Origin of the sequence: uncultured Proteiniphilum sp. (assembly GCF_937873925.1) — a bacterium.
GTDB lineage: Bacteria > Bacteroidota > Bacteroidia > Bacteroidales > Dysgonomonadaceae > Proteiniphilum.
Window position 1 is genome coordinate 41,473 of sequence record NZ_CALNAT010000150.1, and the last position, 14,295, is coordinate 55,767.

Sequence of the window (14,295 nt, forward strand, 5' to 3'; positions counted from 1 at the left end):
CACAGATATTCCAGTCTCACCCTCCGAATTTCTCCAGAAGTAGAATAGAAATGACTAGAATATCGACCTGATGATACATACGACAAATTGAAACTTTTCCTGTTTAATGGCTGCAAAGTAAAAGCAAAAATTCATATCAACAAAATATTTTCACAATTTTCTTCAAAAAATCTTCACTTTGATCATTATTTGCGCCTATAATTTTCGATTTGAAACCCTATAGCCTTTCAAATAACCTACATTGTTACCCTCTTTCACAAAACATCTTTCAATAGGGAATTGTTTATATTTGCACCATGTTTTTCAATTGCGATGAAATAAGGAAAAGGATGAACGAAGCGGGAAAAAGGAGAAAGCCGTTTCTGTTCGCGGTGGATTTCGAGATGCGGGAGGGATTTTTCGTTCCGGATCCGCTGTCTCAAAGGGATGTGCTGTTCGATATCAAAGGTATATCCAATGCTTACACTCCGGAACATTCTACGGCATCGGTGTTCCCCCCATTTTCCGATTATCCGTCTGAAGCGCTCCACGGACATCCTTTCACCCCTCCGGCAACCTATTTGTTCGAGGCCGACCCGGAAGATTACAGCACCTACCGGCAGCGTTTTACAATAGTGATGAATGGGTTGAAGCGCGGCGACTCGTATCTCACCAACCTCACGATAAAAACCCCGCTACGCAGTTCACTCTCCCTCGAGGAGATCTTTCGTTTCAGCAGGGCGGCCTATAAACTCTGCCTTCCCGGCAAATGGGTCTGCTTTTCCCCGGAGTGTTTCGTGCGAATAGAGCGGGGAAAGATCAGTACCTTCCCGATGAAAGGAACCATCGACGCACGACTGCCTAATGCACAGGATATCATCCTGAACGACCCGAAAGAGATGGCGGAACACAATACCATCGTGGATCTGCTTCGTAATGACCTGAGCCGAATTGCCATTTCTGTAAAGGTGAATCGTTTCAGGTACATTGACGAATTACAAACGAACAGGGGCCCGATATTGCAGGTAAGTTCCGAAATCGAAGGAACATTACCGGAAGGATACCTTGATAACATGGGTACACTCTTCTTTGAACTGTTGCCGGCCGGTTCGGTGTCGGGGGCACCCAAAGAAGCCACGCTCCGGCTTATCCGGGAAGCAGAACGGGAACCACGTGGTTTTTACGCCGGTGTAGCCGGTTATTTCGATGGTGAGATATTAGACTCATTTGTACTGATCCGATTCATTGAGCAGCGCGGGGATCAACTCTTTTTCCGCAGCGGCGGCGGTATCACTGCGCAAAGCAATTGCAGGAAAGAGTACGAGGAAGCAATTCAAAAAGTGTATCTTCCCTTTTAACATTTATCAGATATGTTTCTGGAAACCATTTGTATATTACACGGAGAGATCCAAAACAGGAAGGCGCACGAAGAGCGTATGCATAGGACGGCGGCCTATTTCGGATTCAATGCCCCCCCGCTACCCGACCTGCAGGAGTTTCTTCCTGACGGACTACTGGGAACCAAAGTGAAATGCCGGCTCACCTACTACAGGACTATTGAAGATATCTCCTTTGAGCGGTATACTCCCAAAAAGATAGCCTCATTGAAGCTGGTGGAAGCTTCCATCGATTATTCATTCAAATTTGCCGACAGGGAAGCATTGAACGCCCTTCTGGCACAAAAAGGCGACTGTGACGAAATCCTTATCACCCGGAACGGTCTTATTACGGACACCTCTTACAGCAATGTAGTGTTCAGTAAGGGGGAACGGTATTTTACGCCGGAGAATCCGCTGTTGAACGGCACCAAGCGGCAGAAACTCCTTCACGAAGGAGTAATCACCGAAAAGAGGATTGATCGGGACTCTCTCTTAGAGTACGACCGCATTTACCTTATCAACGCCCTGTTGGATATCGAAGACGGGATCTCCCTCCCCGTGAATAGTGTAGTAGTATAAAGGAAACGACATCCCCTTTACAGAGAATGCCGTTAAATATATAGATGGTATACTTACTTCTGCTATTATCCGAAATCATCGAACATGATCATCTCCGGCGGGACGCCCAGGCTGTCGAGCATACGTTGTACAGCGTTTGCCATGGGGCCGGGTCCGCACATGTAGTATTCGATGTCTTCGGGTGCATCATGGTCTTTCAGGTAGGTATCGTGAATGACCTGATGCACGAATCCCGGAGTGTACTTCACGCCGGCCGCATCGGCTACCGGATCGGGCTTGTCGAGTGCCAGATGGAAGGAGAAGTTGGGGAATTCCCTTTCGAGTTCGTAAAAATCTTCCAGATAAAATGCTTCCACCAATGCCCTTGCACCATAGAAGTAAGACATCTTCCGATCGGTGATCTTCAATGTTTTGGTCAGGTGCATGATCTGCGAACGCAGGGGAGCCATACCGGCACCACCGCCTATCCAGAGCATTTCACGCTTGCTGTTGAGAATCGGGTGGAAATCGCCATACGGACCCGACATCACGACCTTATCGCCCGGTTTCAGGTTAAAGATATAGGACGACACAATACCGGGGTTGACATTCATCCATGTACCTTTATCCCTGTCGAACGGCGGAGTTGCCACCCGCACGTTGAGGGTAATGATATTCCCTTCTGCCGGATAATTGGCCATGGAGTAGGCACGTACGGTATCTTCTTCGTTGGTTACCGTGAGATCCCACATGTTGAATTTATCCCATTCGCTTCTGTATTGTTCATCGATAATAAAATCGGAATATTTGATCTGGTCGAATCGGGGTACCTTGATCTCGATATATGATCCCGGTTTGAAATCGAGTTTCTCCCCTTCGGGTAACTTTACCACGAATTCTTTGATAAACGAAGCTACGTTGTTATTGGAGATCACCTCGCATTCCCACTCTTTGATGCCGAACACCTCTTCGGGCACAATGATAGCGAGGTCTTCCTTCACTTTCACCTGGCAACTTAAACGCCAGTCGTTCAACTGCTCCTTGCGGCTGAAATGGCCTTTTTCGGTAGGCAGGATCTCGCCGGCTCCTTCCACTACGCGACAACGGCATTGACCACAAGTGCCTCCGCCACCGCAGGCTGAAGAGAGGAATATATTCTGTGACTGCAACGTGTTCAACAGGGTCCCTCCCATTGGCACGTTCAATTCTTTTTCATTATTCACAGTGATCTTTACATTGCCGGAAGGCATCAACTTAGCTTTGGCTATCAGAATGATCACCACAAGTACCAAAATGATCAGCAGGAATACAATGACACTCGCCCATATCGTCAACCCACCCGCGCTCAATAATACACTCATATTTTAATAAATAATTTATTGTTGTCTGTTTTCGATTAAATGTCGATCCCTGAAAAACTCATGAAACCTATGGCCATCAATGCCGTAATTATAAAGGTAATACCCAATCCTTTCAACGGTTTGGGAACATGGGAATACTCCAGCTTCTCCCTGATGGCCGCCATCCCCACGATAGCCAGTAACCAGCCGATGCCGGAACCAAATCCGTAGGCAGTAGCCAAGCCGACATTCGCGAACTCGCGCTGTTGCATAAACAGCGAACCACCGAGAATCGCACAGTTTACTGCGATGAGCGGCAGAAAGATACCCAATGAACTATAGAGAGAGGGGCTGAAACGTTCGATAATCATTTCTACCAATTGTACGAAGGAGGCGATGATGGCAATAAAAATAAGGAGGCTGAATACACTTAAATCAACCTCGGCATACTCTCCTCCCAACCATTGCAAAGCACCGGCTTTCAGCACGTAGTTCTCCAGCATATAATTGATAGGCAGGGTAAGGACCAATACAAAGGTGACCGCAATTCCCAATCCCAGTGCTGTCTTCACATTCTTTGACACCGCCAGGAACGAACACATCCCCAGGAAATATGCGAAAATCATGTTGTCGACAAATATCGATCGTACAATCAAACTAATTGCATCCATATCTTTTATTTCTTAGTTAAAAATTAAAAGTGAAGAGTGAAGAATGAAATCCTTTTTCACTTTCACGTTGAATCTTGAATCTTAAATTTTGAATCTTGAATCTTGAATCCAACTTAGTTGGTCTCTTCCTGAAGCTCTTTATTTTTCCCCCTCTGTATCCATATAATACATGCCACCAGCAATATCGCCATAGGTGCAAGCATCATCAGGCCGTTGTTTTCATAACCGGCATCATAGAGGGCCTGCGGAATCACCTGATGTCCTAATAATGTACCGGAACCCAGTAACTCGCGGAAGAAACCTACCGCTACCAGGATCCACCCATAACCTAAGCCATTCCCGATACCATCCAGAAAAGAGGGCCAGGGGCCGTTACCCAGCGCAAATGCTTCGAGACGTCCCATCAGGATACAGTTCGTCACGATCAAACCCACGAATACCGAGAGTTGCTTGTTCACGTCATAGGCAAACGCTTTCAGTACTTCGCTCACGATGGTAACCAGTGCAGCTGCCACCACAAGCTGAACGATAATACGAATGCGGTTGGGAATTGTTTTGCGCAACAGTGATATGATCACGTTGGCAAAAGCCACTACCACGGTCACAGCTATCGCCATCACAAGTGAGGGTTCGAGCTTGGATGTGACCGCCAGTGCAGAACAGATACCCAACACCTGCACAATAACAGGATTATTTTTATTCAGCGGCCCTAATAAAACCGCTTTTGTCTTAGTTGATAATGCCATTTTCTTTCACTGTTATATATTCACTAACGAAATAGTTCCACTGTCATTGATTGGCAGTGTGTAAGTTCATTAAAAAATTCCTATATCTACCGACACTGTGCAACAACATGTTGTCCACCCCCTTACTGGTGATGGTACCTCCCGAGATGCCGTCCACATAGTCTCTCCGGCTATTGGCCTGTCCGGGTTTTACTACGGCCACCGAAGTGAATACATCCTCTCTGAAGAGATTCTTTCCCCGAAACTGATTCCTGAATGGGGCGGTATCTATTTCTGCTCCCAATCCGGGTGTCTCTCCCGCGTGGCCGAATTCCGCACCGTAAATAGCGCTCCCGTCGGCCTCAATGGCCAGGTATCCCCAGATAGGGCCCCAAAGCCCGGCGCCACTCATCGGGATAATATATTTGGTAGAACCGTCGACTTCCGCTTCATATACCGGTAATCCTTTGGCCGCTTCATCACCCAACTCGGTTGAAAAGGCGGGATCATCGGGGGTAATACCTTCCGTACCTTCCACCTTCACTCCCTCATCATTGATAAGGTAGGCATTCTTTACCAACTCGGTATATTTTGTCTGGGCATTGGCGGCATTTACCTCTAAGTTGAGAGAACGTAATATTTGCTGCATCTTATCGGTATTCACGTTAGCAGTCTGCCGCTCGTTCAGTACCTGATGGGTGAACGCCAGGCCGAGAGCTACAACCACTACCATTACCGATGCATATATGATCGTATATCCACTGTTTTCTCTGTTCATATCTTTATTGTTCAATTGTTATTCAATAGTTATTCGAGTGTCAAATAACGTGCTCGGCACGAATAACGGCGAAGCCGAATATCTTATTTCACCATGGCTGTTACCCGTTTTGCCCGCCGTTTAATATTGGCATCGATCACATAGAAATCGATGAGCGGTGCAAACGCGTTCATAAACAGGATAGCCAGCATCATTCCTTCAGGGTATCCCGGGTTGAACACACGGATAGTTACCGCAAGCAGTCCGATCAGGAAACCGTATATCCATTTCCCTTTTTCAGTTCTTGCGGACGTCACCGGATCAGTGGCCATAAATACCGCCCCGAAAGCAAATCCGCCCAATAAAAAGTGATAATGTACCGGCATCTCCATGATGGCATTCTGTGCAAACACGTTGACCAGCAAGACAGCTGCCAGGCCTCCGAGAAAAACCGAAAGCATGGTTTTCCAGCTTCCCACGCCGGTTGCGATCAGCAGGGCAGCTCCCAACAGGATGGCAATGGGGGAAACCTCTCCGATAGATCCGGGGATGAATCCAAAAAACATATCACTGATAGAAAGGGGTTGACCGGTAATACCATGAAAGGTAAAATCGGCAAAACTACCGGCCTCGGTGGTAGCAATCTGCCCCAGTGGAGTAGCTCCCGAATAACCGTCTATTACTGATCCGTTCCCCATTCCGAACGTACTGGCAGTGCGAACCCACACCTGGTCGCCCGACATTTTTGAAGGATAGGAAAAGAAAAGGAATGCACGCGTGATTAACGCCACATTGAAAATATTATATCCGGTACCACCAAACACCTCTTTGGCAAAAATCACGGCAAACGCGGTAGCCACGGCAATCATCCACAATGGGGTATCCACGGGAACAATCATCGGGATAAGTATACCCGTAACCAGAAATCCTTCGGCTACCTCCTCCTTTTTCACCTGTGCCATGGCGAACTCAATACCGAGCCCAACCACATAAGAGACGACTATATGGGGTAGCACCGCCAGGAATCCGTAGAAGAATTTGGTAAGGAATGCCACATCCTGGCCAATTGCCAGATAATGCTGCAATCCTACGTTATACATACCGATCAGTAGCGCAGGCACCAGTGCAAGGACCACAATAATCATCGTACGTTTCGAATCACGCGCATCATGGATATGCACACCCGATTTCGATGTCGTGTTGGGCACGAAAAGGAAAGTCTCAAACGCATCGTATGTAGAATAGAGCCAATGCAGTTTTCCGCCTTCCTCGAAATTCGGCTTGATCTTATCGAGATACTTTCTTAACGCTTTCAAAGTTCTATTATTTATGAGTTATATTATTCAATTTCATAGTGCGAACACCATTCACTCCATCTCCTTACGCAGCATATCCAATCCGGTGCGCACGATACGTTGCAGTTCCAGTTTGGATGTATCTACGAACTCGCACAGGGCGAAATCTTCAGGCGCCACCTCGTATATGCCCAACTGCTCCATTTTATCGATATTGAATGCGATAATGGATTTGATGAGTTGTTCGGGATAAATATCCATGGGGAACACCTTATCATATTCGTTAGAGACGATGATCGCTCTCGGCCCACCTAACAGACGGGCATCGAGACGATATTTCTTGTTATAGGTAGGATAGGTACATCCGGCACTGTAACGTTTGGGTGAAAGTGATGCCCAGCCAAAAGCTTCATGCACATCATCACCTTCGGGGATCACGGTTACCTGCATATCGTATGCGCGAAGCACATCATCCGCATCGATCTTCCGGCCTGTGAGCGGATTTCCGCTGATATATCTCAGGGAGATACCTTCCTTTACATTTCCTTCGAAAATCGACTTCAGTTCCGTACCAATCAGCATCTGGTAGTAGCCGGTCTGCTTCACTTCCGATCCGGTGAGTGCCACCGTACGGGTAAGATCTACAATCCCCTCATTGAAAAGACGTCCGATCAGCGCCACATCCGGTGCGCTCAGCGTCCATACGGTTTCGCCCCTGTTCACCGGTTTAATATGGTTAATCTGCACACCTACATTTCCTGCGGGATGCGGTCCCTCGAATTCGGTAACGACCACATTCTTCGCTTCACACAACGATTTATTGGTTGTTTTGGCGCTGACAGACAAATAGACTTTTCCCTGCGTCAGTTTTGCCAGGGCATCCAGACCCGTCTGCAGATCGGCCTCTTGACCGTTCAGTATAAAATCGGCAGATGGCGCCAGCGGCGCCGTATCAAAACCGGTTACAAATATATCGCGCGGTTCTTTGCCGGGCACAGCCACCACATCGTAGGGGCGCTGTTTGATCAGGAACCAGATACCTGCATCGAGAATCGATTTTTTCACCTCCTCAGCAGAGAGCAACGCCACCTCTTTCTTACCGAAATCTTCGTATTGGATGACACTGTCGGCTTTCACCTCGATATAGAGGATACGCCGCTTTTCACCACGTTCGATAGCGGTCACCACGCCACTGACGGGTGACGCGAAAAACATTTCGGGATAATTTTTATCAAAGAACAGGGGAGTTCCGGCCTTTACGACGTCATCCACTTTAACGGCTAACTTGGGAGTAACGCCATGAAAATCTTCCGGACAAATTCTCACATATTCACTCGTCACTCTGCCTCTTAGTGTCTCTTCAGCCTCGCCGAGCAGCGGAATTCGCAAGCCTTTCTTAATTTTTATTCGATTAGCCATATAGTATTTTATAAATAACCTTTCTTGTACTCTTTTTGATCAACCAATGATAAATCAAAGGATTAGGAATAAGCTGTGTATGATCACCGAAGGAGTACCTCCTTCCGGGACGCAAAGATACATTATTTCTCCCCAAAAAAGAAAAAATAAAAAGAAATTGGAGAAAAAATTCTCCAATCCATTCAAGGATGCTTTTCAGCATTCCCTTTTGCCGGGTTACCAGCTATGAGAAGTTTTACTTCTCTGAGATACCTGCCATTTCGGGATCTATCATAATGCGCCCGCAATATTCACATACAATAATTTTCTTACCGACCTTAATATCCATCTGTTTTTGAGGAGGGATCTTGTTAAAGCATCCGCCACACGCACCCCGCTGGATAGGTACTACTCCCAAACCGTTACGGGCATTTTTTCGGATCCTTTTAAAGGCGGTCAGCAGACGGGGTTCAATGGTCGCTTCGGTCTTTTTGACCTTCTCGCGGATTTTTTCCTCCTGAGCCTTGGTCTCCGAGACAATATCGTCCAATTCTTTCTTTTTGTGTTCCAGATCTGACGTTTTCTCTTTCAAGAGCTCGCCGGCAACTTCAATCTGTTGCTTGACAGAAACCGACTCCTGCCCGTATTCGCGGATATGCTTTTCGGAAAGCTCTATTTCAAGCGTTTCGAACTCTATCTCCTTGGAGAGATGGTCATACTCCTTACTGTTGCGCACATTATCAAGTTGTTTGTTGTATTTTTCAATTTTGGCCTTGCTGGTTTCGATCTTTCCCTTTTGTTGTTTCGTTCCATCTTCCAGTTGCTTCAATTCCAGTTCAAAATTGTTGATACGCGTTCCCAGACCGGCTATTTCATCATCAAGGTCGGCCACCTCAAGCGGAAGCTCCCCGCGCAAGGTTTTAATCCGGTCTATTTCCGATAAATAAGACTGTAGTTTATAGAGGGATTTCAACTTTTCCTCTACCGAAACTTCCTGTTCTGTGCTTTTTTTTCTTGTTGCCATAATCTATTTTGTTAATTGATTTTTATTGATAAAACCGGACTTCTTTCGGACCAGTCTCAGCCTGATACCGAGAACAATTTCCTAATAAAAAATGCAGTAATCAAACGACCTTTAATCGTCTCATTACCACATTTTTCCGTAACTGCGGGAACAAGTCGGACCGCTTTCTTTTACAGATACTTCACCGGGTTCGAGTCGAACGCCGATCTATGTAATGCAAAGGTAGGGAATTTTCTCGAAATAAGATCGAAAAAAATCTCTTTTGTGCAGATTTCCGACTCATAATGACCGACTACCGCGAGCAGTATACGTCCTTCCACATCGTAAAAGTCATTGTATTTTGCTTCACCGGTGATAAAAGCATCGGCTCCGTAGGCGATAGCCCTGGGGATAAGGAAAGCTCCTGCACCACCACAAAGAGCCACATCCCGGATCTCTCTCCCCTGCATTTTTGAATGCTGTATAGCGGTCAGATTAAAAATATCTTTCAGCAGGTATAAGAATTCCTGTTCGGGCATAGGTTCCGGCAGTACCCCTACAACGCCGCTGCCGTGTTGCGGCCAATCGTTGACAATGGGATAGAAGTCAAATACCGGCTCTTCATAGGGATGTACCGCGAGCAGCGCCCGGAACACCTCTTCCCTCTTCATGACAGGGATCACGGTCTCTATCCTCACCTCCGGTTCAAGATGAAGGCGGTCGATCTCCCCGATATGCGGATTGGCGCCTTCCTTTGCCCGGAATGTGCCTTCTCCCGAGAGGTTATAACTGCAACTGTCGTAATTCCCGATATGCCCCGCACCGGCATTGAACAAGGCATTCCTTACACTCTCCGCATGCTGGAGCGGTACGGTGGTGACAAACTTCAATAACGCATTCTCCAAAGGTTGCAGGATTTTCACGTTCTGCAATTCCAGCATCTCCGCCAGCTTGTAATTGACACCTCCCCGTGCATTGTCCAGGTTGGTGTGCGCGGCATAGAGCGCGATATCGTGTCGGATAGCCTGCATCATGCATCGCTCCACATAATTCTTTCCGGTGAGTGACCTGAACGGCCGGAAGGCGAGCGGGTGGTGCGAGATAATGAGATTACAGCCCAGGGAGAGAGCCTCATCGATCACGTCCTCGGTCACGTCAATGCACAGCAGGATACCGGTTACTTCCCGGTTCACATCGCCCGCCTGGAGTCCGCTGTTGTCATACTCCTCCTGCAGCGGCAGGGGAGCCACCTGTTCAATCGTCTGGATGATCTCTTTTATTCGCATATTGGAATTAAGTTTATAAATATCCAAGGGTCTCCCGCTTTAGTTGCATACAACAATGGAATTTACTTATGCGGGAATATTTTACGCATCGTATCTGCAAAGATAGCCCCCATACGTCGCTGGATATAACTATCCTGACCGTTTTCGGGATGCCATCCAAATTTCTCGCCGGCGATCTGCTGGTTATCGCCCGTAAAGAGCAGGCTGGTCTGTTGTTTGGTGACGGGATGCACACTATTCCTGGAGAAACCGATATATTTATCGAATTCCACTACCGGGAATCCCCATTTCTCCGCCAGTTTCCGTACGGAAGTATTATAGGTCACCCGTCCGTCGTGCCAGTCGGTACAGAGCACTATTACAGCCGGCTTTCCACCCCGGGTGTTGTAGTAAACGGATGTAGAATCAAATTTCAGGTTATAGCACTCCGTGAGATAACGCTTGATCACATAGTCATATGCAGCCGCATAATTGTTGCGATCGAAAGGTATTTCATAATCGCGATAATCCTCCTTTAATTGCGACTCATCAAATACATCCCTGTCATGTACCTGCATGATCACCAGCGCGTCTATTTTTTCCAGTTCCTCTCTGGAGTAAAGCGTACCTTCCGCCATCCGGTTGGCAGTATGGGCGATCGCCTCGCCTCCGATAGCGCGGTTCAACGGAACAGCCCCCGTCAGTTCGCATCCTACCTCAAACCATCCGTTGTTGGGTGATGCAAAAGATGCCCCGGTAAGCAGGAATGTGTAACGGTTCTCCTTGTTCTCCTGTGCGGAGAGGGTTGTAGCAAAAACCAACAGCAAGATCGATAAGGGTAGTGCTTTAAGTCGTCTCATAGGATAATATTTATTTCATTGTATAGTTTACTCGTTACCGGCAAATGTACAAAAAAATTTCAGAGCCTCAAAGTCGATTTTTTCATACAATTATTCTATACGCTCCATTTATAATATCTTAAACCTTACTCTCAACATCAGTTCCGTGGGACGTAAATCGAATACCGAGTAAACAGCTTTTAGACTAAATGTAAACTTGCCTGACAGACTGAACGGCCCTTCTCTATCCTGATTATTCAGAAACGAAATGGCATCAGCTCTTGCACTCCTACTTTGTTCAGGATCTAGCCGTTTTGACCGTAAATTTACCATTTTTACAGCAAAAAACAAAGAAAAATCAATTTATAATGTTAAACATCAGATGTTTGGTCGGATTCAGGGAACCCTATTTATTAGTTGGGAAAATTCTCGTAAGCGAAGTGTTTTGCCTTAAACGTAATTCAGGGATTACTATGAGATTTTACAAACTTTCACTCAAAATCCTTTTCATTGGAAGGAAAAACCTTTCGAGAAGCGAAATATCTTCGGTAACGATGTCGGCGCGTCCCTGCATATGAGGAAGATAAGGCAGTTCTTTTTTATAGGTAGTTGTTAGCCTATCTGGAAGTATTATATCAATGGTATAATATTCCGCAGCGTTTTCGGTCGCAGCCTGTCCTGCACTAATCGGCACTAATGATATGTTTTTCACTTGCCCCTCTAAAATGCCAAATTCGTTTTCGGGAAAATTTTCCAGCCGGATATTTACCTTCTGGCCTATTTTCACTTTTCCGCTACGTGCTATGGGAAGGAGAGCTTTACCGAAAATAAAATAGGAGGAGGGATTCTCTAAATCGCTTGATTGAAGAGAATTACTACTCCCTCTCTCGGAGAATGTTTGATTTTCTTCTTTGAAGAGGGTTGGGGATAGGCTGCTCACCACAGAGAAAACTTCATATCCAGCCGTTACAATCTGATTTTCATACTGTGCTATTCGTTGCCTGGTTATTTCAAGCTTTTGCGGGTAATACAGCAGGCGCTTGTATTCATTGTATTGGAAATGTGCTGTATAATATTGTGAATATATTGATTGGGAATTGCCATGGCCTTTTCCAATTTCTTTTCTAATTTCTCTATATCCCCTTCATGATATACATAATGTCTCACATCTTCTGGCAACCATGGAGATACTCTTTCTGCCGGAAAAAAATTGATAATAGCTTTATTTTCATATTTACTATAAAGAGATGTTAGCACTTTAGGCCCTGTAGAAGATAAGACATCCTGAAATTTGTTCCCGGTATAAATAAAGGGTGTCGTTTTTAAATAAGTAATAATGTGTTCAATAAACGGATGACAAGGAGGAGACATCATCAATGCATTATTGAAATATATACCGTTCTCGAATCCTTGGCAATGTTCGACCGGCTCCATTGCAAAAAAGCATTTTCCGTTATTATTAAGATAATCATTAAAAGGCTCAAAACATTCGTAATCAAAATCAACATACATCCCCCCATTTTATAAAGAATCAGATAACGGATTACATCCCAGCGTTGCACATCATACTTATAGTTAAAATAGACATCAGCTATTTCAGGGAAGGAAATTTTAATAAAATCCTCCATCCTGTTACCGTCCCATAGTTCGTATTTCCAATCTGGGTGATGATCTTTTCATGTCCCGCCTAATCTTCTGTGAAAATCCGGTAATACATCCTTTCTTCCTTCCCACACTTGATGAATTATTTTTGGTATCATATAATAAAATAAATTTAAATTATAGTCATTCACTTCAACTTAAACCTCACGTTTAACAGAAAACTTCTCGGCCTCAGGTTATATTTATAATAATAGGTACTTATATCTGTATAGGAAGCCGAAACATATTGTCTGACATTGAACAGGTTATTACACTCCAGTTCCCATTCCGCCCGTCCGCTCTTGTAACGCATTTTGGCATCGACAAAAGTCGTGTTGCGATTATTCACCGCACTGTTGTACCGGTAATCTCCATTTAGGTTTATTCCAAAACTTTTGGCAGGGTTGATCCAGATACCGGCCGTATGATTCTGGTTGCGGATGGAGGGAAACCGTGTCGTTAACTCCTCCGAAAAACTCCAACTCTTCGACCAGCCAAATCGATACGTCAGATTGATGAATGAAGAGGGTGTCATATCGATGGAGGCACTTATGTTGTAACCTTCCGAACGGTAGGTCAAAATTTCATCCTGTATTAAATGGTCACCCCGGCCTTCGTTGTACCCTCCTGACGCGCTGAACCTTGTTTTCCAGAAACCGAGGCCTTTGCTGCCGCCAAAGCTTAGTCCATAGTACTCTGACCGGGTTGGTTGGTCAATGGTTCTCTTCACCTGCATGATGCCATCGTAATCGAAGCCATAAAGCAGGTTACTCCACGACGTTCCATAATTGACACCAAAATTGAGGAAGAGCGCCCGAAAGGCATTGCGGTATTGTATGGATGCGTTTGCTCCTCCCGAACGCGACTCAAACAGACGGTTAATGGTATTGCGGAGCAGATTGCGGTAAGAATGCATGATGTACCCCGTGTAGGCATCGTCCATATTTCCATAATTTTTTTGGAAATTTCCACCGGCAGCCAAAGCCAGTTCGTGCGTCAGGTCATACGAAACTTTAAGGGAAGGATTGATTATCCAGCGGTTGTAACCGGTGAATGTATCAAGATTCCGGTTATTTACCGTCAGGGTATAATTAATGACAGGAATGGCAAGGGTGGCTTTGAATTTTCCACCCTCATTGTAGGTATAATTCTGATCTACACCCACCTGGTAGGTGTTATACCAGAGGTTATTCCTCAGTGAGTCGGCAGCGGGAACAAGTTGACCGGCAGGACCTTTTCCTCTCAGTTCGGAATCCAGCCCCTTCAGGTCCACGCTACACCACAGGCCATAATCGATGTTTACGTTTCCTTTTTTCAACCCGTAGGAAGTCCTGAGCGATGAAGTGAAATTATCCGTGATTACACTTTGTTCCAAAGATGCCAGGTTGTTATTCCCGAAGTAATTGACCGGACTCACCGTCAAGTCGTGAGGACTGTGGTTGTAA

General features: G+C 45.8%; 15 protein-coding genes and 1 pseudogene. 3 read left to right on the forward strand and 13 right to left on the reverse strand.

Going from position 1 to position 14,295, the window contains the following annotated elements:
* The first annotated feature begins 296 nt into the window (after window positions 1–296).
* Both Q0502_RS10220 and Q0502_RS10225 read left to right on the forward strand, forming a co-directional pair.
* Window positions 297–1,337, forward strand: a complete 1,041-nt coding sequence (locus tag Q0502_RS10220) for an aminodeoxychorismate synthase component I (RefSeq protein WP_298650325.1) — start codon at window positions 297–299, stop codon at window positions 1,335–1,337.
* Between the two features lie 12 nt (window positions 1,338–1,349).
* Window positions 1,350–1,937: an aminotransferase class IV gene (locus Q0502_RS10225; RefSeq protein ID WP_298650328.1), complete on the forward strand. Its 588-nt coding sequence runs from the start codon at window positions 1,350–1,352 to the stop codon at window positions 1,935–1,937.
* 65 nt (window positions 1,938–2,002) lie between these two features.
* Here Q0502_RS10225 and nqrF read toward each other — a convergent pair whose 3' ends face one another.
* The 9 genes from nqrF to Q0502_RS10270 all read right to left on the reverse strand — a co-directional run bounded on the left by nqrF (window position 2,003) and on the right by Q0502_RS10270 (window position 11,230).
* A complete protein-coding gene (nqrF, locus tag Q0502_RS10230; protein ID WP_298650331.1) occupies window positions 2,003–3,277 on the reverse strand; it encodes an NADH:ubiquinone reductase (Na(+)-transporting) subunit F in 1,275 nt (424 codons plus the stop codon).
* 35 nt (window positions 3,278–3,312) lie between these two features.
* A complete protein-coding gene (gene nqrE / locus Q0502_RS10235) occupies window positions 3,313–3,927 on the reverse strand; it encodes an NADH:ubiquinone reductase (Na(+)-transporting) subunit E (protein WP_298650334.1) in 615 nt (204 codons plus the stop codon).
* Between the two features lie 113 nt (window positions 3,928–4,040).
* Window positions 4,041–4,673, reverse strand: a complete 633-nt coding sequence (locus Q0502_RS10240; protein WP_298650337.1) for an NADH:ubiquinone reductase (Na(+)-transporting) subunit D — start codon at window positions 4,671–4,673, stop codon at window positions 4,041–4,043.
* Between the two features lie 43 nt (window positions 4,674–4,716).
* A complete protein-coding gene (nqrC, locus tag Q0502_RS10245) occupies window positions 4,717–5,430 on the reverse strand; it encodes an NADH:ubiquinone reductase (Na(+)-transporting) subunit C (protein ID WP_298650340.1) in 714 nt (237 codons plus the stop codon).
* Between the two features lie 83 nt (window positions 5,431–5,513).
* A complete protein-coding gene (locus Q0502_RS10250; RefSeq protein WP_298650343.1) occupies window positions 5,514–6,725 on the reverse strand; it encodes an NADH:ubiquinone reductase (Na(+)-transporting) subunit B in 1,212 nt (403 codons plus the stop codon).
* Window positions 6,726–6,776: 51 nt separating this feature from the next.
* A complete protein-coding gene (locus Q0502_RS10255) occupies window positions 6,777–8,123 on the reverse strand; it encodes a Na(+)-translocating NADH-quinone reductase subunit A (RefSeq protein WP_298650346.1) in 1,347 nt (448 codons plus the stop codon).
* Window positions 8,124–8,358: 235 nt separating this feature from the next.
* Window positions 8,359–9,126 (reverse strand): C4-type zinc ribbon domain-containing protein, encoded by a 768-nt coding sequence (locus tag Q0502_RS10260; RefSeq protein ID WP_298650348.1) that lies wholly within the window; start codon window positions 9,124–9,126, stop codon window positions 8,359–8,361.
* A 170-nt stretch (window positions 9,127–9,296) separates the two neighbouring features.
* Window positions 9,297–10,391 carry a Nif3-like dinuclear metal center hexameric protein gene (locus Q0502_RS10265; RefSeq protein ID WP_298650351.1) on the reverse strand — a complete coding sequence of 365 codons (1,095 nt, stop codon included), beginning with the start codon at window positions 10,389–10,391 and terminating at the stop codon, window positions 9,297–9,299.
* Between the two features lie 62 nt (window positions 10,392–10,453).
* Window positions 10,454–11,230, reverse strand: a complete 777-nt coding sequence (locus tag Q0502_RS10270) for a DUF5040 domain-containing protein (protein ID WP_298650353.1) — start codon at window positions 11,228–11,230, stop codon at window positions 10,454–10,456.
* A gap of 247 nt (window positions 11,231–11,477) precedes the next feature.
* On the opposite strand from Q0502_RS10270, the gene Q0502_RS10275 reads away from it, so the two are divergent.
* Window positions 11,478–11,663 (forward strand): hypothetical protein, encoded by a 186-nt coding sequence (locus Q0502_RS10275; protein ID WP_298650354.1) that lies wholly within the window; start codon window positions 11,478–11,480, stop codon window positions 11,661–11,663.
* 27 nt (window positions 11,664–11,690) lie between these two features.
* Here the strand turns inward: Q0502_RS10275 and Q0502_RS10280 are convergent, their stop codons facing one another.
* The 4 genes and pseudogenes from Q0502_RS10280 to Q0502_RS10290 form a co-directional block, all read right to left on the reverse strand.
* A complete protein-coding gene (locus Q0502_RS10280) occupies window positions 11,691–12,149 on the reverse strand; it encodes a hypothetical protein (RefSeq protein ID WP_298650356.1) in 459 nt (152 codons plus the stop codon).
* A gap of 65 nt (window positions 12,150–12,214) precedes the next feature.
* Window positions 12,215–12,721 (reverse strand): hypothetical protein, encoded by a 507-nt coding sequence (locus Q0502_RS10285; protein ID WP_298650358.1) that lies wholly within the window; start codon window positions 12,719–12,721, stop codon window positions 12,215–12,217.
* Between the two features lie 59 nt (window positions 12,722–12,780).
* Window positions 12,781–12,837: pseudogene (locus Q0502_RS19030) on the reverse strand (hypothetical protein); the annotation flags it as partial.
* A 161-nt stretch (window positions 12,838–12,998) separates the two neighbouring features.
* Window positions 12,999–14,295 (reverse strand): hypothetical protein (locus Q0502_RS10290; protein ID WP_298650359.1); only part of this gene is annotated, 1,297 nt, incomplete at its 5' end.